Origin of the sequence: Bradyrhizobium sp. CCBAU 45389, assembly GCF_028128625.1 — a bacterium.
Classification (GTDB): Bacteria; Pseudomonadota; Alphaproteobacteria; order Rhizobiales; family Xanthobacteraceae; genus Bradyrhizobium; species Bradyrhizobium liaoningense_B.
The window spans coordinates 125,863-150,985 of record NZ_LBIY01000086.1; the positions used below are offsets into that span (position 1 = coordinate 125,863).

28 protein-coding genes are annotated in these 25,123 nt (G+C 64.3%); 20 read left to right on the forward strand and 8 right to left on the reverse strand.

From position 1 onward, the window contains the following. Positions 1 to 39 precede the first annotated feature (39 nt). The 3 genes from XH79_RS16590 to XH79_RS16600 all read left to right on the forward strand — a co-directional run bounded on the left by XH79_RS16590 (position 40) and on the right by XH79_RS16600 (position 2,052). Positions 40 to 537, forward strand: coding sequence for a pilus assembly protein N-terminal domain-containing protein (locus XH79_RS16590; protein ID WP_212341003.1), 498 nt, complete (start codon positions 40 to 42; stop codon positions 535 to 537). Positions 538 to 795: 258 nt separating this feature from the next. Then, the gene (locus XH79_RS16595; RefSeq protein WP_271582306.1) at positions 796 to 1,374 is read left to right on the forward strand and encodes a TadE/TadG family type IV pilus assembly protein; all 579 of its coding nucleotides are present in this window, start codon (positions 796 to 798) and stop codon (positions 1,372 to 1,374) included. Between the two features lie 99 nt (positions 1,375 to 1,473). Beyond that, on the forward strand, positions 1,474 to 2,052 hold the full coding sequence (locus XH79_RS16600; protein WP_271582307.1) for a TadE/TadG family type IV pilus assembly protein: 579 nt from the start codon (positions 1,474 to 1,476) through the stop codon (positions 2,050 to 2,052). A 107-nt stretch (positions 2,053 to 2,159) separates the two neighbouring features. Here the strand turns inward: XH79_RS16600 and XH79_RS16605 are convergent, their stop codons facing one another. From XH79_RS16605 to XH79_RS16615, 3 genes are all read right to left on the reverse strand, one after another. Further along, the gene (locus XH79_RS16605; protein WP_011084262.1) at positions 2,160 to 2,372 is read right to left on the reverse strand and encodes a cold-shock protein; all 213 of its coding nucleotides are present in this window, start codon (positions 2,370 to 2,372) and stop codon (positions 2,160 to 2,162) included. A 273-nt stretch (positions 2,373 to 2,645) separates the two neighbouring features. Beyond that, complete coding sequence (gene infA, locus XH79_RS16610) at positions 2,646 to 2,936, reverse strand: translation initiation factor IF-1 (RefSeq protein WP_008546913.1); 291 nt, start codon at positions 2,934 to 2,936, stop codon at positions 2,646 to 2,648. 24 nt (positions 2,937 to 2,960) lie between these two features. Continuing rightward, positions 2,961 to 4,544, reverse strand: a complete 1,584-nt coding sequence (locus tag XH79_RS16615; RefSeq protein WP_271582308.1) for a DEAD/DEAH box helicase — start codon at positions 4,542 to 4,544, stop codon at positions 2,961 to 2,963. Between the two features lie 483 nt (positions 4,545 to 5,027). On the opposite strand from XH79_RS16615, the gene urtA reads away from it, so the two are divergent. From urtA to XH79_RS16690, 15 genes are all read left to right on the forward strand, one after another. Continuing rightward, entirely contained in the window at positions 5,028 to 6,356 is a 1,329-nt protein-coding gene (gene urtA, locus XH79_RS16620; protein ID WP_212340999.1) for an urea ABC transporter substrate-binding protein, read from the forward strand. An 84-nt stretch (positions 6,357 to 6,440) separates the two neighbouring features. Continuing rightward, complete coding sequence (gene urtB / locus XH79_RS16625; protein WP_212340998.1) at positions 6,441 to 8,048, forward strand: urea ABC transporter permease subunit UrtB; 1,608 nt, start codon at positions 6,441 to 6,443, stop codon at positions 8,046 to 8,048. After that, positions 8,045 to 9,214 (forward strand): urea ABC transporter permease subunit UrtC, encoded by a 1,170-nt coding sequence (urtC, locus tag XH79_RS16630; RefSeq protein WP_212340997.1) that lies wholly within the window; start codon positions 8,045 to 8,047, stop codon positions 9,212 to 9,214. The genes urtB and urtC overlap by 4 nt, the downstream gene beginning before the upstream one ends. Before the next feature lie 6 nt (positions 9,215 to 9,220). Then, positions 9,221 to 9,982 carry an urea ABC transporter ATP-binding protein UrtD gene (urtD, locus tag XH79_RS16635; RefSeq protein WP_018646608.1) on the forward strand — a complete coding sequence of 254 codons (762 nt, stop codon included), beginning with the start codon at positions 9,221 to 9,223 and terminating at the stop codon, positions 9,980 to 9,982. A 3-nt stretch (positions 9,983 to 9,985) separates the two neighbouring features. Beyond that, the gene (gene urtE / locus XH79_RS16640) at positions 9,986 to 10,681 is read left to right on the forward strand and encodes an urea ABC transporter ATP-binding subunit UrtE (RefSeq protein WP_271582309.1); all 696 of its coding nucleotides are present in this window, start codon (positions 9,986 to 9,988) and stop codon (positions 10,679 to 10,681) included. 36 nt (positions 10,682 to 10,717) lie between these two features. Further along, complete coding sequence (locus tag XH79_RS16645; protein WP_271582310.1) at positions 10,718 to 11,548, forward strand: urease accessory protein UreD; 831 nt, start codon at positions 10,718 to 10,720, stop codon at positions 11,546 to 11,548. A 37-nt stretch (positions 11,549 to 11,585) separates the two neighbouring features. Then, positions 11,586 to 11,888 carry an urease subunit gamma gene (locus tag XH79_RS16650; protein WP_212340991.1) on the forward strand — a complete coding sequence of 101 codons (303 nt, stop codon included), beginning with the start codon at positions 11,586 to 11,588 and terminating at the stop codon, positions 11,886 to 11,888. A gap of 9 nt (positions 11,889 to 11,897) precedes the next feature. Continuing rightward, positions 11,898 to 12,203 carry an urease subunit beta gene (locus tag XH79_RS16655; protein WP_212340989.1) on the forward strand — a complete coding sequence of 102 codons (306 nt, stop codon included), beginning with the start codon at positions 11,898 to 11,900 and terminating at the stop codon, positions 12,201 to 12,203. 57 nt (positions 12,204 to 12,260) lie between these two features. Further along, the gene (locus XH79_RS16660; protein WP_271582311.1) at positions 12,261 to 12,800 is read left to right on the forward strand and encodes an HD domain-containing protein; all 540 of its coding nucleotides are present in this window, start codon (positions 12,261 to 12,263) and stop codon (positions 12,798 to 12,800) included. A 34-nt stretch (positions 12,801 to 12,834) separates the two neighbouring features. Beyond that, a complete protein-coding gene (gene ureC, locus XH79_RS16665) occupies positions 12,835 to 14,550 on the forward strand; it encodes an urease subunit alpha (RefSeq protein ID WP_271582312.1) in 1,716 nt (571 codons plus the stop codon). Between the two features lie 128 nt (positions 14,551 to 14,678). Continuing rightward, on the forward strand, positions 14,679 to 14,978 hold the full coding sequence (locus tag XH79_RS16670; protein WP_212340983.1) for a putative quinol monooxygenase: 300 nt from the start codon (positions 14,679 to 14,681) through the stop codon (positions 14,976 to 14,978). 13 nt (positions 14,979 to 14,991) lie between these two features. After that, positions 14,992 to 15,651, forward strand: coding sequence for an urease accessory protein UreE (locus XH79_RS16675; RefSeq protein ID WP_271582313.1), 660 nt, complete (start codon positions 14,992 to 14,994; stop codon positions 15,649 to 15,651). Beyond that, the gene (locus tag XH79_RS16680; RefSeq protein ID WP_333938877.1) at positions 15,632 to 16,360 is read left to right on the forward strand and encodes an urease accessory protein UreF; all 729 of its coding nucleotides are present in this window, start codon (positions 15,632 to 15,634) and stop codon (positions 16,358 to 16,360) included. Before XH79_RS16675 ends, XH79_RS16680 begins: the two co-directional genes overlap by 20 nt. A 167-nt stretch (positions 16,361 to 16,527) precedes the next feature. Beyond that, entirely contained in the window at positions 16,528 to 17,151 is a 624-nt protein-coding gene (ureG, locus tag XH79_RS16685; RefSeq protein WP_018646618.1) for an urease accessory protein UreG, read from the forward strand. Positions 17,152 to 17,452: 301 nt separating this feature from the next. Beyond that, a complete protein-coding gene (locus XH79_RS16690) occupies positions 17,453 to 19,111 on the forward strand; it encodes a CHASE domain-containing protein (protein ID WP_271582314.1) in 1,659 nt (552 codons plus the stop codon). Here XH79_RS16690 and XH79_RS16695 read toward each other — a convergent pair. From XH79_RS16695 to XH79_RS16715, 5 genes are all read right to left on the reverse strand, one after another. Then, complete coding sequence (locus tag XH79_RS16695; RefSeq protein ID WP_271582337.1) at positions 19,108 to 19,716, reverse strand: TetR/AcrR family transcriptional regulator; 609 nt, start codon at positions 19,714 to 19,716, stop codon at positions 19,108 to 19,110. The genes XH79_RS16690 and XH79_RS16695 overlap by 4 nt on opposite strands. Before the next feature lie 198 nt (positions 19,717 to 19,914). Further along, a complete protein-coding gene (locus tag XH79_RS16700) occupies positions 19,915 to 21,057 on the reverse strand; it encodes an OpgC domain-containing protein (RefSeq protein ID WP_212348724.1) in 1,143 nt (380 codons plus the stop codon). Positions 21,058 to 21,243: 186 nt separating this feature from the next. Further along, positions 21,244 to 21,699, reverse strand: coding sequence for a hypothetical protein (locus XH79_RS16705; protein WP_212348727.1), 456 nt, complete (start codon positions 21,697 to 21,699; stop codon positions 21,244 to 21,246). 87 nt (positions 21,700 to 21,786) lie between these two features. Next, positions 21,787 to 22,158, reverse strand: coding sequence for a DUF883 family protein (locus tag XH79_RS16710; RefSeq protein ID WP_212348730.1), 372 nt, complete (start codon positions 22,156 to 22,158; stop codon positions 21,787 to 21,789). Between the two features lie 79 nt (positions 22,159 to 22,237). Continuing rightward, positions 22,238 to 23,350 (reverse strand): AI-2E family transporter, encoded by a 1,113-nt coding sequence (locus tag XH79_RS16715; RefSeq protein ID WP_212348733.1) that lies wholly within the window; start codon positions 23,348 to 23,350, stop codon positions 22,238 to 22,240. 209 nt (positions 23,351 to 23,559) lie between these two features. Between XH79_RS16715 and XH79_RS16720 the strand changes: the two genes are divergently transcribed. Then, positions 23,560 to 24,348, forward strand: coding sequence for a L,D-transpeptidase (locus XH79_RS16720; RefSeq protein ID WP_212348737.1), 789 nt, complete (start codon positions 23,560 to 23,562; stop codon positions 24,346 to 24,348). Positions 24,349 to 24,367: 19 nt separating this feature from the next. Beyond that, positions 24,368 to 25,012: a DUF2865 domain-containing protein gene (locus XH79_RS16725; RefSeq protein WP_271582315.1), complete on the forward strand. Its 645-nt coding sequence runs from the start codon at positions 24,368 to 24,370 to the stop codon at positions 25,010 to 25,012. The last annotated feature ends 111 nt before the right edge of the window (positions 25,013 to 25,123 follow it).

Here is a 25,123-nt window from a genome sequence, read left to right on the forward strand (position 1 = left end):
ATCGCTTTTGCCGGTTTGTGACGTCCCGGGGGTAAGAGTATGCGTAAACAACTGCTGCGCCGCCATGCGCGCGTCTGTCTTCTGGTTGCGGCTGCGGTGCTGGCATCGCCGGCTGCGAGCCTCGCCGAATCCACCGCCGATACCATCGCCGTCAATGTCGACCAGGCCAAGCTGGTCCGGCTGCCCGGCAAGGTGGCGACCATCGTGGTCGGCAATCCCCTGATCGCCGATGTCACGCTCCAGCCCGGCGGCATGATCGTCGTGACCGGCAAGGGTTACGGCGCCACCAATTTCATCGCGCTGGACCGGACCGGCGAAATCCTGGTCGACCGTCAGATCCAGGTCGAAGGTCCGAGCGATCGGCTCGTCACCGTCTATCGCGGGGTTGAGCGCGAGTCCTACAGCTGCGTGCCGCTTTGCCAGCGTCGCGTGACGCTGGGCGACAGCGACAACTACTTCAATACCACGATGAGTCAGGCCGGTTCGCTGAGCAACAATGCCAGCGGCAATGCCGGCGCGGGTGCCAAGACCAACTAACAAGACCAACTAACAGCACCAACTGACAAGTCCAACGAGCAAGTTCGATTGAGGGGGATCGGGATCGTGCGGTGCGGTCCCGACAACTGCGCCCGCCATCCTTCTCCGTCCGGCTGTCATCTGTGTCCCGGGTCGTCCCTGGTTAACGACCTCTTAACGGCGGGTTCCGCCGGCCGCGGCCGCCCTGAAACACTTAAACAATCAGTTTTGGCTATTGAATGCAGCAGATGATCGCCGCTGCTGGGGAAATTTGACGCGATGCCAACGCCTGCACCCGTGAGGTTCACGCTCCGAACCGCGCTGCGCCGGTTTCGCGGCAATCGCCGTGGCTCGGCCGCCGTCGAGTTCGCGCTGGTCGCGCCGATCTTCTTCGCGCTGCTGTTCGCCATCATCGAGACGGCGCTCATGTTCTTCGCGAGCCAGGTGCTGGAGACCATCACGCAGAATTCCGCGCGCGTGGTGCTGACCGGGCAGGCGCAATCGGGCTCGGTGACCGCCTGCGCGGTGTCCGGCGTCGGCACGCCGTGCACGCAGGCGACGTTCAAGACCTATGTCTGCAGCCAGATCCCGGCACTGTTCGATTGCAGCAAGCTCTATGTCGACGTCACGAGCTTCTCGTCCTTCTCTGCGGTCACGCTGTCGAGCCACATCGACGGCGCCGGAAGTTTCGACACCAGCATGAGCTACAGCCCGGGCAGCGCCGGCGACATCGTGGTGGTGCGGCTGTTCTACCAGTGGCCGCTGTTCGTGACCGGGCTTGGCTACAACATCGCCAATCTCACCGGCAGCAAGCGGCTGCTGGTGGCCACGGCCGCGTTCAAGAACGAACCCTACTAGAGCATGATCCGGACCCGAAGGGCCGCGTTAGCGCAAAGTGCACAGCGGTTTCTCCGAAAAGATCATGCTCAAACAATAGGCCAACGGATCGGCGGAACGATGCAGGCGATTGCGAAAATCTGGCGGGTGACGCGTCTTTCCGCGCACGAATTCCTTGCCGATGGCAGAGGTCTCGCGGCCACCGAATTCGCGGTGATCGTGCCGCTGATGCTGGTGATGTTCTTCGGCACGGTCGAGTTCTCGTCGGCCGTGGCGATCGATCGCAAGGTGACGCTGATGGCGCGGACGCTGTCGGACCTCACCTCGCAGTCGACGTCGGTCGGCGATACCGACATGACCAACTTCTTCGCCGCCTCGACCGGCATCATGACGCCTTACGACACCTCGCCGGTCACGGCGACGATCACCGAGCTCTATGTCGATCCCTCGACCCTCCAGGCGCATGTGCAGTGGAGCAAGGGATCGGTGCCACGGACGGCGAAGTCCCTGGTCACGATCCCCACGACGCTGGCGATCGGCGGCACCTATCTGATCTTCAGCGAGGTCAGCTACACCTACACGCCCTCGGTCGGCTATGCGCTCAAGAGCGCGATCACGCTGAGCGACGTCGCCTATACGAGGCCGCGTCAGTCGACCTGCGTCTATTACAGTCCGGATACTTCCTGCACGACCTACTGAGCGCGCGCTGCTTCGAACATGAAAAAAGGCCGTGCGTCGCGCACGGCCTTTTCTGTTGTCGTTTGGACTTGCTCGATCGAGCTGATCCGGACCGAAGGTCCGTGGACTCAGCCGGCGGAGCGAAGGTTGTCGGCGGCCGACTTGCCGGACCGGCGATCGGCGACGATCTCGTAGGAGATCTTCTGGCCTTCGCGCAGCGTACCGAGGCCGGCGCGCTCGACGGCGCTGATGTGCACGAACACGTCCTTGCCGCCATCGTCGGGCTGGATGAAGCCGAAGCCCTTGGTCGCGTTAAACCACTTCACGGTTCCCATGCTCACGGGGTAGTTCCCTCTCAGATAAACAATGTAAAAGCCCGCTCGCGCGGACAGGTTAGATCGAAATTCTGGAAGGGTCGTCAGCGTGTCTGAACCGGCTGTACCGGTGGATGCCAATGTCGTCCGGCCGAAAATCGATTAAATTCAGTTTATTGGAAATAGGGCTTCAAAACAATCGGGACGTGCACGATTTTTGATCCGCCGCGGTGAGCGCGGCAGATCAGCATACAGGTCGGAATTTTACTTCCGCGCTTGCGCGGATCAACGTCTCGGCGCTTAGCGGCGGCGGAACTGGCCACCACGCTGCGGCCCACCGCGCGGCGGTCCGCCGGCCGTTGCAGGACGTTCGTCCTTGTGACGGAAAATCAGCCGGCCCTTCTCGAGGTCATAAGGCGACATCTCCACCGTTACGCGGTCGCCCGCGAGCGTCTTGATGCGGTTCTTCTTCATCTTGCCGGCGGTGTAGGCGACGATCTCGTGTCCGGCGTCGAGCTGCACGCGGTAGCGGGCGTCGGGGAGGATTTCAGTGACCAGTCCTTCGAACTGGATCAGCTCTTCCTTAGCCATGTGGTTGTCTCCAGTCGTGGACGGCTAGTGCGAATGAGGATTGCGGTTCGGTCGGCCGTTGGGACGACTCTCGCGACGCAAAAAGGCAACGCCTTGTATTCCATCAGGCTTGCCGGCGCTATGCGCGGGACGCTGTTCCGACCGATCAGCTGGTGAGGAGTTCATCTTACCACCGGAACGGTGGCGACGGCGAGACCCCTTCGACGCGTTGTGGCCTTCACCGGGCCGGCCATCAACAGGTCTGCCCTCGCCATGGCGTCCTTCGCCGGGCCGCCCATCGCCGTGCCTGCCGGCGCTGTGGTGGCGTCCGTCGGCATGCCTGTCGTCACGCCGTCCGTCACCATGCCGAGCGCCCTGCGGACGCTGGCCCGGGCGGCCGCCCGGCCGGCCCTGTCGCTGCTGCTGCGGGGGAGGACCGGCATCGCGGCGGCCGGCGTCGGTGCGGTGATCCTCGCGCGGCAGCGCCACGCGGATCAGCCGCTCGATGTCGCGGAGATAGCTGAGCTCCTCACCGCCTGCGACCAGCGAGATCGCGGTGCCGTCGGCGCCGGCACGCGCTGTACGCCCGATGCGGTGCACATAGGTCTCGGGCACGTTGGGCAGGTCGAAATTGATCACGTGGCTGATGCCGTCGACATCGATGCCGCGGGCGGCGATGTCGGTGGCGACCAGGGTGCGGATCTCGCCCGAGCGGAACTGCGCGAGCGTGCGCTCGCGGTGATTCTGCGACTTGTTGCCGTGGATGGCGTTGGCGGCGATGCCGGCTTTGGCCAGCGTCTTCACCACCTTGTCGGCGCCGTGCTTGGTGCGGGTGAAGACCAGCGCGCGGTTGATCGCTTCGTCCTGCAGCAGCTTGGTCAGGAAGGCGGGCTTGGCCGAGAAGTCGACCTGCAGGATGCGCTGGTTGATCCGCTCGGCAGTCGAGGATACCGGGGTCACGGCGACGCGGGCGGGATCACGCAGCATGGAATCGGCGAGCTCGGCGATGTCCTTCGGCATGGTGGCCGAGAAGAACAGCGTCTGCCGCTTGATCGGCAGCTTGGCGACGATTTTGCGGATGTCGTTGATGAAGCCCATGTCGAGCATGCGGTCGGCCTCGTCGAGTACGAGGAATTCAACGCTCGAGAGCTTCAATCCGTTGCTCTGCACGAGGTCGAGCAGGCGGCCGGGGGTGGCGACGAGCACGTCGACGCCCTGCATCAGGGCACGGACCTGGCGGCCCATCGGAACGCCGCCGATGGCGAGCGTCGAGGACAGGCGGATGTGGCGGCCATAGGCGTTGAAGCTGTCGAGGATCTGCCCCGAAAGCTCGCGGGTCGGTGACAGCACCAGGACGCGGGCGGTCTTGGGCTGCGGCTTGATACGGTTCTCGAGCAGGCGGTGCAGGATCGGCAGCGCGAAGGACGCGGTCTTGCCGGTGCCGGTCTGGGCGATGCCGACGACGTCGCGGCCGGTCAGTGCCAGCGGGATGGTCTGGGCCTGGATCGGGGTCGGGGTGACGTAATTCTCTTCACGAAGAGCGCGTGCGATGGGTTCGGCGAGGCCGAAGTCCTGAAACGAAGTCAAAAGATGGGTTCTTTCCATGTCAAAAGCGGGCGCCCGGCGCATTCAGCGCGGCGCGCGCAAAAGGGTGTCGAGAAGACACCTGCGTGTTTGGGGTGTCGGATGGCTTGGATAATATGGGGCAAGCCAGAGGCCCGTAGAGGGCTTAAGAACACGCGGCTCGCTACGACCCCTTGATTCGCAAGAGGTCTCGGCTGTTCATATGGAACATTGAGGGGGCGCTTTCAAGGCAAGTCGGCCCCAAACAGCGGTTGCGGTGCAGAAATAGTTATGCCGGAAATTTAGACAGATGCGCCATTTTGCTCAAAAAATGAACTGTCTGCCGCATTAGCATACATTTTGTTCGCCCATGTTTTAGGCAATCTGACTGCGGCGAAACTTTGATTTCTGCTGAATTTATAAACAAAAACAACGTGTTGGGGTGTGTTCAGCCCATGGCATGGTTCTTGCGATTCCGTTAATCGCAGGCGGCCGTGGGGCCGTTTCGCAGCGTCTTTTTCACGTCTGCGTCAGGGAGATGATACACAAATGCTTACCAAATCCACTCGCGATAGAGCGGCGTCATTTAGCCGCCGCGGCGTTCTCGCCGCGACCGCCGGACTGATGCTCGGTCTGGCCTCATTGACCGGCGCCAAGGCCGCGGACGACACCATCAAGGTCGGTGTGCTTCACTCCCTTTCCGGCACCATGGCCATCAGCGAAACCACGCTGAAGGACACCATCCTCTTCCTGATCGACGAGCAGAACAAGAAGGGCGGCGTGCTCGGCAAGAAGCTCGAGGCCGTCGTCGTCGATCCCGCCTCGAACTGGCCGCTGTTCGCCGAGAAGGCGCGCGAGCTGATCACCAAGGACAAGGTCTCGGTCGTGTTCGGCTGCTGGACCTCTGTGTCGCGCAAGTCGGTGCTCCCGGTGTTCAAGGAGCTCAACAACATCCTGTTCTACCCCGTGCAGTACGAAGGCGAGGAGAGCGAGCGCAACGTGTTCTACACGGGTGCGGCGCCGAACCAGCAGGCGATCCCCGCCGTCGACTATCTGATGAAGGAAGAGAAGGTGAAGCGCTGGGTGCTCGCGGGCACCGACTACGTCTATCCGCGCACCACCAACAAGATCCTGGAAGCCTACCTGAAGTCCAAGGGTGTCGCCCAGGAAGACATCATGATCAACTATACGCCGTTCGGTCACTCCGACTGGCAGACGATCGTGGCCGACATCAAGAAGTTCGGCTCGGCTGGCAAGAAGACCGCGGTGGTCTCGACCATCAACGGCGACGCCAACGTTCCCTTCTACAAGGAGCTCGGCAACCAGGGCATCAAGGCCAAGGACATCCCGGTGGTCGCGTTCTCGGTGGGTGAGGAAGAGCTCGCCGGCATCGACACCAAGCCGCTGGTCGGCCATCTCGCCGCCTGGAACTACTTCGAGTCGATCAAGACCAAGGACGGATCGAACGAGAAGTTCATCAAGGACTGGCAGGCCTACACCAAGAACCCGAAGCGCGTGACCAACGATCCGATGGAAGCGCACGTGATCGGCTTCAACATGTGGGTGAAGGCGGTCGAGAAGGTGAAGTCGACCGATCCGGACAAGGTGATCGATGCGCTTCCCGGCATCGAGGCGCCGAACCTGACCGGCGGCGTGTCGAAGATGCTGCCGAACCACCACATCACCAAGCCGGTGTTCATCGGCGAGATCAAGGGCAACGGCCAGTTTGACGTGGTCTGGAAGACCCCGGGCCTCGTCGCCGGCGACGCTTGGTCGAAGGAGCTCGACGGCTCCAAGGACCTGATCGGTGACTGGGTCGGCAAGAAGTGCGGCAACTTCAACACCAAGACCAACAAGTGCCTCGGCTCGGGCTCCTGATCCCGCTCTGACGCTCCATTGCACGATCGGGGAAGGCGGCGATCCCGCCGCCTTCTCCACCCATTTCTGCCGGGGTCATTCACAGTGCCAGCCAATTTGTCCGCCCGTCTCTGTTCGCTCCTGCTCTCGTTGCTTCTGATTGCGTTCGCACTGCCGGCCTTTGCGGGTCCGTTCGAGGATGCGGTCGCCAAATTCGCCAACGACGATTTTTCCGACACCGAGGAAGCAGTCGGCGTGATCGCCAGCAGCGGCAACAAGCTGGCCTTTCCCATCATCAGCGCGCTCCAGGACGGCCGGTTGATGGCTGATCCCGACAGCAAGAAGATTTACGTCACCGGCACCGACGGCAAGTCGATCGATGCCGCGACCGGCGAGGCCGTCGCCAGCGTTCCCGACAGTGCGAGCGCGGTCCGCCTTAACAACCGTCTACGTCGCAGCGTCGATGCTGCGCTCGGCAGCCTGACGCTGCAGTCGCCGGACGTCGGAACGCGCCTGCAGGCTGCGCAATCCGTCTTCAAGTCGCACGAAGAGACTGCGCTCGAGGCGGTCGATGCCGCGCTCGCCAAGGAAAGCAACAAGTCGGTCAAGACGGCGCTCGGCGAGGCCCGCGCTGCGATCCTGCTGTTCAAGTCCGATGCCACGGAGGTCGAGAAGCTCGAGGCCGTCGCCACCCTCAAGGCGCGCGGCGACCAGGAGGCGATGGCGCTGCTCACCGGCATGGGCGACCAGCCGGCCTCGGTGACCAAGGCTGCAGCCAGTGCAATCAGCTCGATCCAGTCTTCGCTCGCAGTCTGGTCCACGGTGCAGAACGCCTGGTACGGGCTTTCGCTCGGCTCGGTGCTGCTGCTCGCCGCGATCGGGCTCGCCATCACCTTCGGCGTGATGGGCGTCATCAACATGGCCCATGGCGAGATGGTGATGATCGGGGCCTACACCACCTTCGTGGTGCAGGAGGTGATCCGCACCCGCTATCCCGGTCTGTTCGACTATTCGCTGCTGATCGCCGTGCCGCTCGCCTTCCTCGTCGCCGGAGCGATCGGCGTGCTGATCGAGCGCAGCATCATCCGCTTTCTCTATGGCCGTCCGCTGGAGACGCTGCTGGCGACCTGGGGCCTGTCGCTGGTGCTGCAGCAGGCGGTGCGCACCATGTTCGGCCCGACCAATCGCGAGGTCGGCAATCCCTCCTGGATGAGCGGCGCGTTTGAGCTCGGCCAGATCACCATCACCTATAACCGGCTCTGGATCCTCTGCTTCACGTTGGCCGTGTTCGCGATCCTGCTGGCGATGCTGCGCTACACTGCGCTCGGTCTCGAGATGCGCGCGGTGACGCAGAACCGCCGCATGGCGGCCTCGATGGGCATCGCCACCTCGCGCGTCGACGCACTGACCTTCGGTCTCGGCTCGGGCATTGCCGGCATCGCCGGCGTGGCGCTGTCGCAGATCGACAATGTCAGCCCCAATCTCGGCCAGAGCTACATCATCGACAGTTTCATGGTCGTGGTGTTCGGCGGTGTGGGTAATCTCTGGGGGACCCTCGTGGGCGCCTTCACGCTCGGCATCGCCAACAAGTTCCTGGAGCCGGTCGCCGGCGCGGTGCTCGGCAAGATCGCCATCCTCGTTCTCATCATCCTGTTCATTCAAAAGCGGCCGCGCGGCCTGTTCGCGCTCAAGGGCCGTGCGGTGGAAGCATGACCCCTCACATGCTGACGCGATCGCTGGACCGCGGCGCGACGATCTTCCTGCTTGTTGTCGCCGCGCTGGGCGTGCTGATCCCGCTGTCCAACCTGCTGCTGCCCGCGGGCTCGTTCCTGCAGGTGCCGACCTATCTGGTCGCGCTTTGGGGCAAGTACGTCTGCTACGCCATCCTGGCGCTTTCGATCGACCTGATCTGGGGCTATTGCGGCATCCTCTCGCTCGGCCACGGCGCCTTCTTCGCGCTCGGCGGCTACGCCATGGGCATGTACCTGATGCGGCAGATCGGCACCCGCGGCGTCTACGGCAATCCGATCCTGCCGGACTTCATGGTGTTCCTGAACTGGCAGAAGCTGCCCTGGTACTGGTACGGGTTCGACATGTTCTGGTTCGCGGCGCTGATGGTGCTGGTCGTGCCCGGCCTGCTCGCCTTCTGCTTCGGCTGGCTCGCCTTCCGTTCCCGCGTCACCGGCGTGTATCTGTCGATCATCACGCAGGCGATGACCTACGCCCTGCTGCTCGCCTTCTTCCGCAACGATTTCGGCTTTGGCGGCAATAACGGCCTGACCGACTTCAAGGATATCCTGGGCTTCAACGTGCAGGCGGAGGGGACGCGCGCCGCGCTGTTCGCGCTGAGCTGTCTGGCACTGATCATCGGCTTCCTGATCTGCCGCGCCATCGTCTCCTCCAAGCTCGGCAAGGTGCTGATCGCGGTGCGTGACGCGGAATCGCGCACGCGCTTCCTCGGCTACCGCGTCGAATCCTACAAGCTGTTCGTGTTCACGGTGTCGGCCTGCATGGCTGGCGTCGCCGGCGCGCTCTACGTGCCGCAGGTCGGCATCATCAATCCATCCGAGTTCGCGCCGGGCAATTCGATCGAGGCGGTGATCTGGGTCGCGGTCGGCGGCCGCGGCACGCTGGTCGGCGCCGCGCTCGGCGCCGTCGTCGTCAACTACGCCAAGACGTTCTTCACCTCGGGCATGCTGGCGCCGTACTGGCTGTTCATGCTGGGCGCGCTGTTCATCCTGGTGACGCTGCTGCTGCCCAAGGGCATCGTCGGGACCTTCAATGCCTGGTGGGCCTCGTCTAGGGAGAAACGCGCCGCCGCGACCACAGTGAGCGCCGCAGCCGAAGACGGCGTCACCGAACCCAAGATGGCGGAGTAAGCGGTCATGAACGTCATGGACACCCGCGCGACCTCCGCGATGCTTTACCTGGACGGCGTGCACGTCTCCTTCGACGGCTTCCACGCCATCAACAATCTGTCGCTGACGCTCGAGCCCGGCGAGATGCGCGCCATCATCGGCCCGAATGGCGCCGGCAAGACCACGATGATGGACATCATCACCGGCAAGACCAAGCCCGATGAGGGCACCGTGCTGTTCGACGGCGTCACCGACCTGACGCGCCTCGACGAAACCCGCATCGCGGAGCTCGGCATCGGCCGCAAATTCCAGAAGCCGACCGTGTTCGAGAGCCAGACCGTGCAGGACAATCTGCTGCTGGCGCTCAATGTCGACCACTCGGTCCGCGGCACGCTGTTCTGGCGCGGCAGCAAGGCGGAGTCCGAGCGTATCGACAAGGTGCTGGAGACGATCCGCCTCACCGAAGCCCGCAACCGTCTCGCCGGCAGCCTCAGCCATGGCCAGAAGCAATGGCTCGAGATCGGCATGCTGCTGGCGCAGGATCCGAAGCTGCTCCTCGTCGACGAGCCCGTCGCGGGCATGACCGACGTCGAGACGCATCTGACCGCCGAGCTCTTGAAAGAGATCAACAAGACCCACACCGTCATGGTGGTCGAGCACGACATGACGTTCGTGCGCGAGCTCGGCGTCAAGGTCACCTGCCTGCACGAAGGCACGGTGCTGGCGGAAGGAACCATCGACCAGGTCTCGTCCAACGAGCGGGTCATCGAAGTCTATCTGGGACGCTGAGCGATGCTTGAGGTCAAGGACATCAACCTGTTCTACGGCGCGGCGCAGGCGCTACGCGGCGTCTCGATCTCGGCCGAGCCCGGCAAGGTGACCTGCGTGCTCGGGCGCAACGGCGTCGGCAAGACCTCGCTGCTGCGCGCCATGGTCGGGCAATATCCGATCTCCTCGGGCGCGATCGTGTTCGACGGCAACGACATCACCGGCCTCAAGCCCTATGAGCGGGCGCGCAAGGGAATCGGCTTCGTGCCGCAGGGCCGCGAGATCTTCCCGCTGCTGACGGTCGAGGAGAACCTCAAGACCGGATTCGGCCCGCTCAAGCGCGAGGACAAGCACATTCCGGACGACGTCTTCTCGCTGTTTCCGGTGCTGCAATCCATGCTCGGCCGGCGCGGCGGCGACCTCTCCGGCGGCCAGCAGCAGCAGCTCGCGATCGGCCGCGCGCTGGTGATGCGGCCGAAACTGCTTCTGCTCGACGAGCCGACCGAGGGCATCCAGCCCTCGATCATCAAGGACATCGGCCGCGCCATTTCCTATTTGCGCAACCTCGGCAACATCGCCATCGTGCTGGTCGAACAATATCTCGACTTTGCCTGCGAACTCGGCGACAGTTTCGCGGTGATGGATCGCGGCGCGGTGAAATTCACCTGCGACCGCACCAACCTCGATCCCGGCGAGATCAGCCGCCAGATGGCGCTGTAAGCCGGAAAATCCTGCCGCGACCGGCTGGGGAGACGGATGCGCAGCGAGCTGTCAGCCACGTCCACGATTTTCGAAGCCAATCGCGCCCGCGGCGCGGTGCGCTTCGACGTGCATGCGCGCGATGGCGTGACGCGGCGCGGCGCCTTGCATGAATCCGGTTCGCTCCGCGTCCGCTTTCCCTCGCCGGAAGATCAGGGACTATCAGGCGTGTTCGTCAACACGGCCGGCGGCGTTGCCGGCGGCGATCGCTTCGACATCGAGATATCGGCGGCGGATCGCGCGCGGCTGACGCTGACCACGGCGGCCGCCGAAAAGGTCTATCGCGCGCCGGGGCCCGCGGCGCAGCTCAATATCGCTTTGAAGGTTGGTCCGGGGGCGCATCTGTCCTGGCTGCCGCAGGAGACCATCCTGTTCGACCGCGCCCGCGTGCAGCGCCGCTTCGACATCGAGCTCGACGAGGCGGCCTCGCTCCTGCTTTGCGAGATTGTCGTATTCGGCCGCACTGCCATGGGCGAGCGGATGGAGCAGGGCGAGTTCGTCGATTGCTGGCGGATGCGCCGTGGCGGCAGATTGGTTTTTGCCGAGACCGTCCGGCTCGACGGCAATGTCGGCGCAAAGCTCGCGCGATCTGCTGTCACAAAGGGCGGTGCGGCGATCGGCACGGCCCTGATCGTGCCCGGTGACGAGGCCCTGGTCGAGCGCATCCGGGAGGCGTCGGAGTCTTTCTCCGGCGAGGTCGGAATCTCCGCATGGAATGGCTTTGCAATGGCGCGGTTCTGTGCCCAAGATGCGGCGCGTTTGCGCGCCGACATGATGGCCGTGCTGGCGCGCACCGGTGCGGCGCTGCCGCGGCTCTGGCTGAACTGACTGGCTGAATTGACGTGTTGAACGGAAGAGATTTCGCATGAACCTGTCTCCCCGCGAAAAGGACAAGCTTCTGATCTCGATGGCGGCGATCGTGGCGCGCCGCAGGCTGGACCGCGGCGTCAAGCTTAACCATCCCGAGGCGATCGCGATCATCTCCGACTTCATCCTCGAGGGCGCGCGCGACGGCCGCACCGTCGCCGAGTTGATGCAATCCGGCGCGCAGGTTTTGACTCGCGACCAGGTAATGGCCGGAATTCCCGAGATGATCCACGACATCCAGGTCGAAGCGACCTTTCCCGACGGCACCAAGCTCGTCACCGTGCACCAGCCGATCAGGTAGGAGTAGAGCATGATCCCCGGCGAACTCTTCATCCAGGACGGCGAGATCGAGCTCAATGCCGGCCGCAAGACCGTGACGCTGACGGTGGCCAATACCGGCGACCGTCCGATCCAGGTCGGCTCGCACTACCATTTCTTCGAGACCAACCCCGCGCTGAAGTTCGACCGCAAGAAAGCGCGCGGCATGCGCCTCGACATCGCCGCCGGCACCGCCGTCCGCTTCGAGCCCGGCCAGACCCGCGACGTCCAGCTCGTCGCGCTTGGCGGCAAGAAGACGATCTATGGCTTCCGCGGCGACGTGATGGGGAAGCTGTGAGCTGCACAGGAACGAGCACGGCGCGGCACCGTTGAGGCGGAAACGGAGGAATTTGCCATGCTCTCCCCAATCCGCCTCGTCTCCGAAGCTGCCGACCTCGCTGCGCAACGTCACAACGGGATGGCGCGCAAGGGGCGCGGCAATGAGCCCTATATCAATCACCTCGCCGAGGTCGCGAATCTGCTTGCGACCGCGACCGACGGCGCCGATGCCGAGCTGGTCGCGGCCGGCTGGCTGCACGATACGATCGAGGACACCGACACCACACGCGAGGAGCTTGCGCAGACATTCTCCGAGCGTGTCGCGTCCCTCGTCGTCGAATGCACCGACGACATGAGCCTGCCCAAGGCAGAGCGACGGCAGAAGCAGATCGAGGACGCTCCGCACAAATCCGGCGGCGCAAAGCTGATCAAGATCGCCGACAAGATCAGCAATATCGGCGCGCGCATTCATTCCGATCCGACGGCTGAAGAACGCGACGATCTCGCCGACTACAGCGGCTGGGCAGAGCAGGTCGTTGCGGGTTGCCGCGGCGGCGACACGTGGCTCGATACGAAATTCGACGATGCCGTGAAAGCAGCGAGGGCTTTGCTGTGAACGGCCAAACATTCAAACGCAAACGGGGCTTGTGATGTCCGTCAAAATAAAGCGTTCCGTCTATGCCGACATGTTCGGCCCGACCACCGGCGACAAGGTGCGGCTCGCCGACACCGACCTCATCATCGAGGTCGAGAAGGATTTCACCGTCTACGGCGAGGAGGTGAAGTTTGGCGGCGGCAAGGTGATCCGCGACGGCATGGGGCAGTCGCAGGTCACCAACAAGCAGGGCGCGGCCGACACGGTCATCACCAATGCGCTGATCGTCGATCACTGGGGCATCGTGAAGGCCGACGTCGCCATCAAGGACGGTATGATCTCCGCGATCGGCAAGGCCGGCAATCCCGACATCCAACCCGGCGTCACCATCGTCATCGGACCCGGCACCGATGTGATCGCGGGTGAAGGAAAAATCCTCACGGCCGGAGGCTTCGACAGCCACATCCATTTCATCTGCCCGCAGCAGATCGAGCACGCGCTGATGTCGGGCGTCACCTCGATGCTGGGCGGCGGCACCGGTCCCTCGCATGGCACCTTCGCCACCACCTGCACGCCGGGGCCGTGGCACATGGGGCGGATGATCCAGTCGTTCGACGCCTTCCCGGTCAATCTCGGCATTTCCGGCAAGGGCAATGCCTCGCGGCCCGCCGCGCTGGTCGAGATGATCAAGGGCGGCGCCTGCGCGCTGAAGCTGCATGAGGACTGGGGCACGACGCCGGCCGCGATCGACAACTGCCTGTCGGTTGCCGACGATTACGATGTTCAGGTGATGCTGCATTCGGACACGCTGAACGAATCCGGCTTCGTCGAGGACACCATCAAGGCGTTCAAGGGCCGCACCATCCACGCCTTCCACACCGAAGGCGCCGGCGGCGGCCACGCCCCCGACATCATCAAGGTCGCCGGGCTGAAGAACGTGCTGCCGTCCTCGACCAACCCGACCCGCCCCTTCACCCGCAACACCATCGACGAGCATCTCGACATGCTGATGGTGTGCCATCACCTCGATCCCTCGATCGCGGAAGACCTGGCGTTCGCCGAAAGCCGCATCCGCAAGGAGACGATCGCGGCCGAAGACATCCTGCATGATCTCGGCGCGCTCTCGATGATGTCCTCGGACTCGCAGGCCATGGGACGCCTCGGCGAGGTCATCATCCGCACCTGGCAGACCGCGGACAAGATGAAGAAGCAGCGCGGGTCGTTGCCGCAGGACAAGGGCAAGGACAACGACAATTTTCGCGTCAAGCGCTACATCGCCAAGTACACCATCAACCCCGCGATCGCGCACGGCGTATCAAAACTGATCGGCTCGGTCGAGAAGGGCAAGCTCGCCGATCTCGTGCTGTGGTCGCCGGCCTTCTTCGGCGTCAAACCGGACTGCGTCGTCAAGGGCGGCACCATCGTCGCCGCGCCCATGGGCGATCCCAACGCCTCGATCCCGACGCCGCAGCCGGTGCACTACCAGCCGATGTTCGGCGCCTTCGGCAAGGCGCGCACGGCATCCTCCGTCGTCTTCACTTCGAAGGCCGCGGTCACCGGTGGCCTCGCGCGCAAGCTCGGCATCGAGAAGAAGCTCTATGCGGTCCAGAACACCCGCGGAAAAATCTCCAAGAAGAGCATGATCCACAACGACGCGACGCCCAATATCGAGGTCGATCCGGAGACCTATGAGGTTCGCGCCGACGGCGAGCTGCTCACCTGCGCGCCCGCCGAGGTGCTGCCGATGGCGCAGCGTTATTTCATGTACTGAAATAGCGCCTCAACGCATGTCCCCGGCGAATGTCCGGGGGCGGCTTTTCCGGTTTTGCGTTCGGTCCCGCCTGGTCTAATGTCCCGCCCGGTATCTAACCCTCAGAAGAAAAGCCGGGAGGATTTCTCGTGATCTACGTCGTTGCCACCCTGACCATCAAGCCCGAGACGCGCGCCGAATTCATTGCAGCCGCCACCGCCTGCATCAAGGAGACGCGGAAGGAGCCCGGCAACATCGCCTATGATCTGCATGAGAGCGTCACCGACCCCAGCAAGATGGTGTTCGTCGAGCAGTGGGAGAATGCTGAGGCGCTGGTGCCGCATCGTGCCATGGAGCACATGAAGACGTTCGGCCGCGTCGCGGTGAAGTGCTTCACGGCACCGCCGAAGATCGAAATCATCACGCCCGAGAAGGTCGAGACACGGTAAAGAGGTAAGACGCATGATCCGGGCGACGCAGGTCAGGGGACAACACCGCTTCACGGAAGCACCAGCGGACACGGTCGTGCTCGATTTCGACGACCGGCACCGCCGCCGCATGGCGATGACGGGCACGCGCGGCCTCGAATTCCTGCTCGACCTGGAGAACGCCGTCGCGCTGCGCGGCGGCGATGCGCTGGTGCTGGAGGACGGAAGGCTGGTCGAGGTGGTCGCGGCTCCGGAGCCGCTGCTCGAGATCCGCGGCCGCGATCCGCACCACCTCATCCGCGTCGGCTGGCATCTCGGCAACCGCCACCTGCCGACGCAGATCATGGCCAAGAGCCTGCGCATCCGCCGCGACCATGTCATCGAGGCCATGGTGAAAGGCCTCGGCGCGCGTGTGATCGAAATCGAGGCGCCGTTCGATCCCGAAGGCGGCGCCTATGCCGATGCCGGGCACGCGCATGGGCACGACGACCATGCGCACCATGGCCATGCACATCACGATCACGGCCATCATCACCACGATCATGGTCACGATCACCATGATCATCACGGCCATGACCATCATCATGATCATGCCGCGCATGACCATGGCCACGAGCACCACCATCATCACGACGAGCATTGCGACCATCCCGACCATCACCACGGCCACAAGCATGCTCATGACCAGAAATGAGCCTGTCGGTGCCGGCGACCTCGCCGAACGCGAGGCGGCGGCGCTGTACCGGCTGATGACCTGGCTGTCGCCGGCGTTCCCCGTCGGCGGTTTCTCCTATTCCAGCGGCATCGAATGGGCGGTCGAAGCGGGCGACATCGTGGACGTCGCGACGCTGGCCGACTGGCTCGATGCGATGCTCGGCGACGGTTCGGGCTTTTGCGATGCGACCTTCCTGGTCCAGGCCTATCGCGCCACGGAGGCGGGCGAGGAGACCTCCTTGCGCGACATCGCCGAACTCGCAAGCGCCTTCGTGCCGTCGCGCGAGCGGTTGCTGGAGACGGTCTCGCAGGGCCGCGCCTTCATCGATATCTCCCGCGCTGCGTGGGATGCGGGCGGCCTGGATGCCATGGTCGCGGCATGCAGCACGCCTTTGGTCTACCCCGTCGCCGTCGGCGTCGTCGCAGCCTTGCACGGCGTGCCGCTGGCGCCGACGCTGCACGCCTTCCTGCATGCGCTGGTCTCGAACTGGATCTCGGCGGCCAGCCGCCTCATTCCGCTCGGCCAGACCGACAGCCAGCGCGTGCTGGTGCGGCTGGAAGCGGCAGTGGCGGCCACCGCCAATCGTGCGCTCAACGCGACATTGGATGATCTCGGCAGCGCCACGTTCCGCGCCGATCTCGCCAGCCTGCGGCACGAGACGCAATATACGCGGCTGTTCCGGTCATGAGTCGTGATGTTGCCGCGGCGTCGTCCCGGCGAAGGCCGGGACCCATAACCACCAATGGTGGTTGGGATGGAAGATGTCAGCCAGAGTGCATCATCGAAAGACCTCGCGGTATGGGTCCCGGCCTTCGCCGGGACGACGCTGAAAACTAGAACTAAGGATTTATCCCAATGGCGACTTCTCACGGCCCCCTGCGTGTCGGCGTCGGCGGCCCGGTCGGGTCGGGCAAGACCGCGCTGATGGACCTGCTCTGCAAGACCATGCGCGAGCGCTACGACATCGCCGCGATCACCAACGACATCTACACCAAATGGGACGCGGAGTTCCTGGTGCGTTCGGGCTCGCTGACGCCGGACCGCATCGCCGGCGTCGAGACCGGCGGCTGCCCGCACACGGCGATCCGCGAGGACGCCTCGATGAACCTCGCAGCGGTCGCGGACATGCGCGCGAAATTCCCGGGCCTCGACCTCGTTCTGATCGAGTCCGGCGGCGACAATCTCGCTGCCACCTTTTCCCCGGAGCTTGCCGACCTCACGATCTACGTCATCGACGTCGCCGCCGGCGACAAGATCCCGTCCAAGGGGGGCCCCGGCATTACCCGGTCCGACCTTCTGGTCATCAACAAGATCGATCTTGCGCCCCATGTCGGCGCCTCCCTGGAGAAGATGGAGACGGACGCCAGGCGCATGCGCGGTGAGCGTCCCTTCGTCATGACCAACCTGAAGAAGAGCGAGGGGCTCGACCGCATCGTCGGCTTCATCGAGGCCAAAGGCGGGCTGAAACGGGCGGGCTGACCGACGCGACGACTTGGCGCAGGCGTATTTTCGCCGTTAACGCCTGGGGCAGGGCCGTGCCTTGCGGAACAAATTTCGGACACGGCGATTAAATACCTCCGGTGCCCGGGGCAACTCCACCCCCGGCCGGACCCTCGGCCGGGCGGATTAAGCTTTCCAGGCGACCCAAGTTGCGTACTGATGCCTCCTCCTTCATTATCTGCGCCATTGGGGTTCACCCTGTTTCGGCACATGGCCGTTCGAGCGGCGTTCATATGCTCCGTGTTAATTGCCGACCTCCCGCTTCCGTCTGAGTAGTCGCGTGGTCCGGCTGGGTTTCATCATCGGCTTCATCGCTCTGCTCGGAGCTTTGCTTTCCGGGCTTGCGGCCTATCGCGTCCACGACCAGGAGCTGGCGCTGGATCGGATCGCGCTCGCGCGCGCGATCGACGTCCATGCCAGCCTGGTTCAGGACCGGCTCACCGAGCGCGAGCTGCTCGCGCGTGTCGCCTCAGGCCTGTTCCGTGCGCCCTCGGTGCTCAAGCCCAGCATGCTGGAGCCGCTGCGCTCGGCGATCTACGCCTTCAAGACCGATTTCGTGGTGGCCGGCTGGGTTGCCCGGCTTCAGCCGAACGAGCTCGCTGCGGCCCAGGCGGCGATCGCGGCGGCCGGTTTCCCGAAGCCGCAGATCCGTGACTACAGTGACAAGCCCTTCGCCCCCGGCAGCCTCACCCATCCGATCGACGTGCTGATGGACCTCGAGCCGCGCAGTGACGAGACCAAGGGGCTGCCCGGCCGCAGCTACGACCAGGATCCGGTGCGCAGCGCGATGCTCGCCCGGGCGAGGATCGAGAAACGGTCGGTCGCTTCCGATCCGGTGCCGCTGCTGCGCGGGAACGGCCCGATCGGCGTCATCGTGGCTGCTCCCGTGATTCCCGAGGGGGCAACGGAGCCGGCCGGGTTCGTCACATTCTCCTATGAGCTCGCCACGCTGATGCTGACCAATGACGACATGTCGTTGTTCTCGGTCGCGCTCAGGGATCCGCGCAAGGAAGGCGGCGAGCTCGTCGCCAACGACCAGGGCATTGTCTCCACACGCATGGGCGCCGACGGCCCGGCGCCATCGGCGACGCGCACGGTCAGCTTCGGCGGCCGTGACTGGCAGCTCGGCTATTACGCCAAGACCAATTCGGCGCGCCGCGCCGAGCAGACCGCGATCATCGTGGCGGCGATCGGTTTTGCCATCACCGCGATGGTGTGCGGCCTGTTCGGCTATGTCGCCTACAACAATCTGCGGCTCAGCCGGGAGATCCAGGTGCGGATCGGCTTCGAGCGCCGCCTGACCGCCGTGATCGACGAGCTGAATCACCGGGTCAAGAACATCCTGGCCGTGATCCAGTCGATCGTGACGCGCACGCTGCGCCACGGCTCGGACATCGACGTCGCGCGCGAACTCCTGATCGGCCGCATCCACGCCATGTCCAACGTGGTCTCGCTGCTCAGCGAGAGCCAGTGGCAGGGCGTCAAGCTGAAGGGCCTGTTCGAGGCGCGCGCGATTCCGCATGCCGATCGCATCGCCGTCACCGGTCCCGACATCGCGGTCAGCGCGCGCGCCGCGCAGAGCCTGTCGCTGCTGTTCTTCGAGCTCGCCTCGCATTCCGACGAGGGCCTGTCGCTGGTCGGCAAGCATCCGCATATCACCGCCAACTGGACGGTGACGGGCGATGCGCCCGAGGAGGTCTTCCATTTCCGCTGGGAGGAGTTCAACACCAGCGAGGCGACGCGCCGGCCCGATTCCGATTTCGGCCTGATTCTGCTCGACCGCGTCGCGCCCGAGGCGCTGGGGGGCACCGCCAAGCGCTTCTTCACCGACGTCTCCTACGTCTATGAATTGACTGCGCCGATGGAGACGGTGGTCGACATGACCGAGCGCGACCGCACGGACAAGATCTCGGCGCCGGTCCGGCCGGCGCGCGGCTAACCTTTCGGCCGCAACACCAGATCGACCAGATTGCGCGCGTAGCCAGGTGTGATCGGCGCGATGCCGAAGATGTAGCGGTAGAACAGGCTGCCATAGATCGCGTCGTAGAGATCCTCAGGGAGCCCCTCGGCCAGAATGCTGCCGTCCTTCTGGCCCGCGGCGATCATGTCCACCAGCGCGTCGCGGCGGAATTGTAAGTAGCGGGTGTAGAACAGCTCCGCCGAGCCGGTCTTGGAGATGCATTCGGAGATGACGGCGAGCTGGACCTTGCCGAACTCGCCCTGGAGCGCCTCGGCATAGGCGGTGGCGTGCCGCCGCGCCCGCGCCGCGGGCGTTCCGGTGCTCGCGGGCGGCAGCGGCAGCATCTGCGCGGCATGGTGGAGGAAGGCGTCGATCAGCAGCGCTTCCCGCGACGGCCACCATTTGTAGATCGTCATCTTGGAGACGCTGGAGTGGCGCGCGATCGCATCGATGGTGGTGGTGGCAAGGCCCGTGGCCGCCATCAGCGCATAGGCGCTTTCGAGGATCGCGTGGGTGGTCTCGATCGATCTTGGCCGGCCGCGCCGGGGCGTGCTCTCCGCCTCATCACCCCCGCCTTTCGCCATCGCCACGCCGGTCTCCTCACGCAGAGTCCCGGCATAGCGCAGCGGCTGCTTTCGGCCTAGCAGAATCGCACGATTTTGTAGCCGGAGCGATTTGGCTCCAAAGCATGGTCCGGAAAAGTGCGAAGCGGTTTTCCGGAAAGATCATGCGCAAACAACAACCTAAAGCGCGATGACGATTCGTCCAAATCTCATCGCGCTCTAGGCCTGCTGCCGCAGGGCGGCCGGCAGGTCCTGCCGTTTCGACCAGGCGATGTAGTAGGCGAGACCGGTCATCGCGGCGAAGCCAGTGATGCTCACCGCGACCTGCATCAGCACCAGGTTCGGCCCGGTGATCAGGATGAGGTGGCCGGCGAAGGACAGGAACACGGCGACGCAGAATACCGCGAGCCATTCCTCGCCGCATGCGATCACCGCCTGCAGCGGTCTCCATGTCAGGCCGGGATGATCGGCCGGGATGAGATGGGTCGCAATGAACGCGAGGGCGAGGAAGTGGAGCACGCGGTAGGGCGCGAGGTTTTCCTTGTCGGTCGGCGTGATGCTGTTGAGGAGGAAGTCGGGCAGGTAGGCGGACAGCGCCGGCGAATGGCGCATCAGGGTGACGGCCATCGCGAAGACCAGATAGGCGCCTGCGAGGATCCGCAGCCAGGACATGCCATGCAGCGCACGCCCCGGTGCGCCTGTGACGGCGAACCAGCCGCCCAGCACCATCAGCATCTGCCAGCACAGCGGATTGAAGGTCCATTCCTGATCCGGATAGATCCGGAAATTCCAGTCGAACCAGCGTGCCGCGACGTACAGGGCGACCGATGCCGCCAGCGTCAGGTTCGGCCGCCGCAGCAGCCCCCACAGCACGAACGGGAAGAACGCCATCAGCGGGATCATCAGCTGCAGCAGGTCGAGGTTCAGCGGCTCTTCCTGGAGCACGAGGCCGCGGATCAGGATGCGCAGCGGGTGCTCGAGAATCCCGGAGATGTTGTATTCGTGGATGATCTCCGGCGCCATCGACTGCGAGGCGACATAGGCGATGGCGTCGATATAGATCACGAACAGCACGACATAGGCGGCATAGAGCCGCCAGACCCGGCGAAAGATGCGCGTCGCCGCGACCACGTAGCCGCGCTCCAGCGCCATCCTGCCGTGGATGATGGCGACGCCGTAGCCCACCACGAACACGAACAAATCCGCCGCGCCGCTGAAGCCGAAATTCCGCAACGTCAGCAGGTTGACGACGTTGTTCGGAATATGGTCGACGAATACGGACCAATTGGCGATGCCGAGCGTCAGATAGAGCCTGGCGTCGTGCTGAAATGCGGCGAGGTTCGCCTTGACGGACGGTTTCATTGAGTAAAATAGCTTTGGGAATCAGGGTGATGCTTTTACCGGCAACAGCCTGCCTATCCGAGTAGCGATTGCGTGAGCAGGACCGGTTTGTCCCAAACAGCGCAGATACGCACAAGCTACCGTCTATTGAATTCCAATAGATGCGTTTGAGCGGCTTGCGACGAAATTATCTAACCTACCGCGCCGTTACTCGGCGGGCTCTGGCGACGCTTCGTCGGGGACGCCGGCGCGGCTCGCCATGATTCCGAGCGCGACGCCGCCGATGGCCAGGATCGGCAGCAGCCGCTTGACCCCGATGGCACGGACGATCTGCAGCCCGGTGGCGAGCAGCATGGGGTCGGTGAGCATGCTCTGCGCCGTCGACTTCGCGGCGCGCTCGGCCGCGATGCGGGCCTCCTTGCGCAATTGCCGCTTGTAGGCCCAGTAGCTCACCGCCGCGGTCAGGGTCAGCAGAAAGAAGATGCCGGCACCCGCGAGGCAGGCCTGCACCGGACCGTATTTCTCGAGGACTGCGATGAAGGCTGCGGCGCAGAGGAAGCATGTCGTGATGAAAAGCGCGAATGCAGCGCCCGCGGCAAGCGACGTCAGCCGGACCGTCGTGCCGGTCGATGCACTGATGCCGTCGATGATGCGCTGAAACATGGCCTTGCTCCTCGGGTCCCCACAAGCCTGGTCGTCACAAGCCCACATCGGCGGCGCCGCGGCGCCGCTTCAACTCGCTGGGCATCCTTACCGGCGCCAGGCGATTCCGATCAGGAAGCCGATGCCGAGTGCGAGCCCGACGGTCGCCAGCGGCCGCTGCGTGATCGCCTCTTCCAGCGTCTCCTCGATCGATCCATAGGCATCCTGTGCCGCACCCATCATGGCGCTGCCGCGGTCCGACATGTCGTCGATCGCCGAATCCATGTTCTCGCGCGCCTGGCGATAGCCACGCCTGGCCTGCTTGCTGGTGGAATTGGCAAAAGTGTTGAGCGCGTCGGTGATCTGATCGGTGAGGGCGGCGATATCGCTTTTCACGGCTGCTACATCCTTCTCGAGGCGTTCTCTGGTGGCTTTGTCGGTCCAGTCTCTCATCCCGGCTTCGGCATCGCTCGTTGACATCTGGGGCTCCGAACTGTTTGCGGCTGAGATCGCCGGAAAAACGTTTCGTCGTCGGGTAAGTTCCGATCGGGGAAACCGGTTACTCCTGCGGCAACTGCGGCGCATCCTCCGGCAAAAGATGTTCCTTCAGGATCAGCCCGACGATGAGTAGCGGCGACGACAGGAAGGCGCCCATCGGCCCCCACAGCCAGGTCCAGAATGCCAGCGCCAGCAGTACCGCCAGCGCATTCAGCGCCAGGCGGCGGCCGATGATGGTCGGCGTGACGAAATGTCCCTCCAGGAACGTGATGCCGCCGAAGGCGATGGCGGCAGCCAGGCCGCCGCCGATGGTCGGGAAGGCGACGAGCCCCACCACGACCAAAACGGCGAACATCGCGATCGGCCCGATGATCGGGATGAAGTTGAGAGTTGCTGCGAGTGCACCGAGCCCGGCCGGGTTGGGCATGCCGGTCACGGCGCAGACGAGGCCGGTGGCAATGCCGACGCCGATATTGATGACGGTCACCGTCAGCAGGTAATTGCCGAGATGGACCTCGATCTCATTGAGGATGCGCAGCGTGCGCAGCCGCGCATCGCGGTTGCTGAAGGTCATGATCAAGGCCCGCCGCAGATCGCGCCAGCTCGCGATGAACAGGATCAGCGTGACGAAGAACAGCAGGAATTCGGTGAAGGTGGGCGAGAGGAATTCCAGCGTCGGCTGCACCCATTCAAATTTCGGCAGCTGGAAGCTCGGCAGCCCCTCCGAGCCCCCGAGCATGGCTTGCAGCTCACGCCACAGCGCCAGCGGCCGGTCGAACACGTGCAGCTTGTCCTTCAGCTGCGCGCCGAGCTCCGGCAGGCGCGAGCTCCATTCCATGACGGGCGAGGCGATGAGGGCGACGACGAAGGCGACCATGGTGGTCACGGCAATCACGATTAGCACGGCGCCCGGCCCGCGCGGCACCTTGCGGTTTTCCAGGAAGGTCGCAGCCGGGGACAGCATCGTGCCGATGACAAAGGCCATCACCACGGGGAGGAAGAACGCCCTGGCAACGTAAAGCACCGCGACCACTGCGATCAGCAGCAGGCCGGCGAGCGCGAAGGCGACGAACTCGGTGCGGCGGATGACGGGCGGCAGGTCAGCATGGCTGCCGGGGAGCGGGTCACCTTCGCCGTTGCCGGCAATCAGACGTTCATTGGGAAGGACGCGCACAATACCTCTCCCGCACGGAAGTTCTTCCGCGCGCCCATTGATGATCTCACAACGTCCGAGGCGGCGGTGAGGTTCCATCGCGGCTTCGTGAAGCTGCGCTCGCTTGACTGTGACGTCGCCGCAGCACTGAGGCGCGGAACTTGAGTCGCTCCGGCTGCGTTTGTTGACGAGCCGCATCACCCTGATGCGCACATCCAACGGGGCAGCACATGACAATGGTCTCTTCAGCCCGCCGCCGCTTCTCGCCGCGCGCCGCCACCACTCTTGTCTTCGCGACCGCTCTGCTCACCGTGCCCTTCGCTCGCGCAAATGCGCAGATGCTGGGTTACACACCGATGCAGCCGCAGGCGTATCAACAAGATCCGAGCTATTCGCGTGGAGCATATGCGAGCGAGGCGCCGCAGACGGCCGACGAAGATGCCCAATTGCCCGACCGGCTGCGCAAGCAGATCGTCAGTTTCGACCGCAGCGAGCCGGCCGGCACGATCGTGATCGATACCGGCAATACATACCTCTATTACGTGCTCGGCAATGGCCGGGCGATCCGCTACGGCGTCGGCGTCGGCCGCGAGGGTTTTACCTGGTCGGGCGTCCAGAACATCAGCCGCAAGGCGGAATGGCCGGACTGGCACCCGCCCGCCGAGATGATCGCGCGCCAGCCCTACCTGCCGCGCTTCGTCGCCGGCGGCCCCGGCAATCCGCTCGGCGCCCGCGCGATGTATCTGGGATCGAGTGAGTATCGCATCCACGGCACCAACGATCCCACCACCATCGGCAAGTTCGTCTCCTCCGGCTGCATCCGCATGACCAATGAAGACGTCACCGACCTGTTCAGCCGCGTCAATGTCGGCGCCAAGGTCGTCGTGCTGCCGAAGAACGCCCCGCTGATGGCGAAAGGCGGCGACAAGGGGAGCGATTCCTGGCGCAAGCGCCCCGCGGCGGCGACGCTGCCGTCGGGCCGGCAGGCGCTGACCATCTCGACGTCTGCCGTGAACTGAAGAGCTTGAGTGAGGTGATATGAAGAGACGCCTGATTGGCAAGCTGGCTGGCGGTGCGGCAGTTCTGGTCGCTATCTCGGCCGGTCCAGGATTGGCGCCGTCGGCGCATGCGCAGGATTTTTTCTCGGCATTGTTCGGTGCGTTCGGAGCGCGGCCTCCACAGATCCGCACGCCGTTCCCGAATGACGACATGCCGCGCTACGACGCGCCGCGACAGCGGGCGGCCTATGGCGGCACGGCCTATTGCGTGCGCGGCTGCGATGGCCGGTATTTTCCGGCGCAAGGGAATGATGCCGAGAGCAAGGCGCAATCCTGCAAGAGCTTCTGCCCGGCTTCCGAGACCTCGCTGGTCTATGGCAGCAACATCGACGACGCCACGACCGAGAGCGGGAAATCATACTCCGACCTGCCGAACGCATTCCGCTACCGCAACGAGATCGTTGCGGGCTGCACCTGCAACGGCAAGGATCCGGTCGGGCTGGCCCAGGTCAAGGTCGAGGACGACCCCACCTTGCGCAAGGGCGACATCGTCGCGGGCAGCGACGGCCTGGTGGTCGCAAGCCGCAATGCCAACGACCGCCGCGGCGTCGCGATGAATTTCTCGCCGCTGCCGGCTTCGGTCCGAGCCAAATTCCGCCAGGTGCCGGTGGTGGCGAAGGAGTAGGGTTCTCCACGTCGTCCTGGCGAAAGCCAGGACCCATTACCCCGAATGCGAGTTTGGCGGCACGCAGATAACCGCCAGCCTGCCCATTGCAGAGGCCGGTGGCTATGGGTC

Coding starts and splice junctions, on each gene's coding strand:
- XH79_RS16590 (WP_212341003.1), top strand. CDS start 40: ATGCGTAAACAACTGCTGCGCCGCCATGCGCGCGTCTGTCTTCTGGTT.
- XH79_RS16595 (WP_271582306.1), top strand. CDS start 796: ATGCCAACGCCTGCACCCGTGAGGTTCACGCTCCGAACCGCGCTGCGC.
- XH79_RS16600 (WP_271582307.1), top strand. CDS start 1,474: ATGCAGGCGATTGCGAAAATCTGGCGGGTGACGCGTCTTTCCGCGCAC.
- infA (WP_008546913.1), bottom strand. CDS start 2,936: ATGGCTAAGGAAGAGCTGATCCAGTTCGAAGGACTGGTCACTGAAATC.
- XH79_RS16615 (WP_271582308.1), bottom strand. CDS start 4,544: ATGCGCCGGGCGCCCGCTTTTGACATGGAAAGAACCCATCTTTTGACT.
- urtA (WP_212340999.1), top strand. CDS start 5,028: ATGCTTACCAAATCCACTCGCGATAGAGCGGCGTCATTTAGCCGCCGC.
- urtC (WP_212340997.1), top strand. CDS start 8,045: ATGACCCCTCACATGCTGACGCGATCGCTGGACCGCGGCGCGACGATC.
- urtD (WP_018646608.1), top strand. CDS start 9,221: ATGAACGTCATGGACACCCGCGCGACCTCCGCGATGCTTTACCTGGAC.
- urtE (WP_271582309.1), top strand. CDS start 9,986: ATGCTTGAGGTCAAGGACATCAACCTGTTCTACGGCGCGGCGCAGGCG.
- XH79_RS16645 (WP_271582310.1), top strand. CDS start 10,718: ATGCGCAGCGAGCTGTCAGCCACGTCCACGATTTTCGAAGCCAATCGC.
- XH79_RS16650 (WP_212340991.1), top strand. CDS start 11,586: ATGAACCTGTCTCCCCGCGAAAAGGACAAGCTTCTGATCTCGATGGCG.
- XH79_RS16655 (WP_212340989.1), top strand. CDS start 11,898: ATGATCCCCGGCGAACTCTTCATCCAGGACGGCGAGATCGAGCTCAAT.
- XH79_RS16660 (WP_271582311.1), top strand. CDS start 12,261: ATGCTCTCCCCAATCCGCCTCGTCTCCGAAGCTGCCGACCTCGCTGCG.
- ureC (WP_271582312.1), top strand. CDS start 12,835: ATGTCCGTCAAAATAAAGCGTTCCGTCTATGCCGACATGTTCGGCCCG.
- XH79_RS16675 (WP_271582313.1), top strand. CDS start 14,992: ATGATCCGGGCGACGCAGGTCAGGGGACAACACCGCTTCACGGAAGCA.
- XH79_RS16680 (WP_333938877.1), top strand. CDS start 15,632: ATGCTCATGACCAGAAATGAGCCTGTCGGTGCCGGCGACCTCGCCGAA.
- ureG (WP_018646618.1), top strand. CDS start 16,528: ATGGCGACTTCTCACGGCCCCCTGCGTGTCGGCGTCGGCGGCCCGGTC.
- XH79_RS16695 (WP_271582337.1), bottom strand. CDS start 19,716: ATGGCGAAAGGCGGGGGTGATGAGGCGGAGAGCACGCCCCGGCGCGGC.
- XH79_RS16700 (WP_212348724.1), bottom strand. CDS start 21,057: ATGAAACCGTCCGTCAAGGCGAACCTCGCCGCATTTCAGCACGACGCC.
- XH79_RS16705 (WP_212348727.1), bottom strand. CDS start 21,699: ATGTTTCAGCGCATCATCGACGGCATCAGTGCATCGACCGGCACGACG.
- XH79_RS16710 (WP_212348730.1), bottom strand. CDS start 22,158: ATGTCAACGAGCGATGCCGAAGCCGGGATGAGAGACTGGACCGACAAA.
- XH79_RS16720 (WP_212348737.1), top strand. CDS start 23,560: ATGACAATGGTCTCTTCAGCCCGCCGCCGCTTCTCGCCGCGCGCCGCC.
- XH79_RS16725 (WP_271582315.1), top strand. CDS start 24,368: ATGAAGAGACGCCTGATTGGCAAGCTGGCTGGCGGTGCGGCAGTTCTG.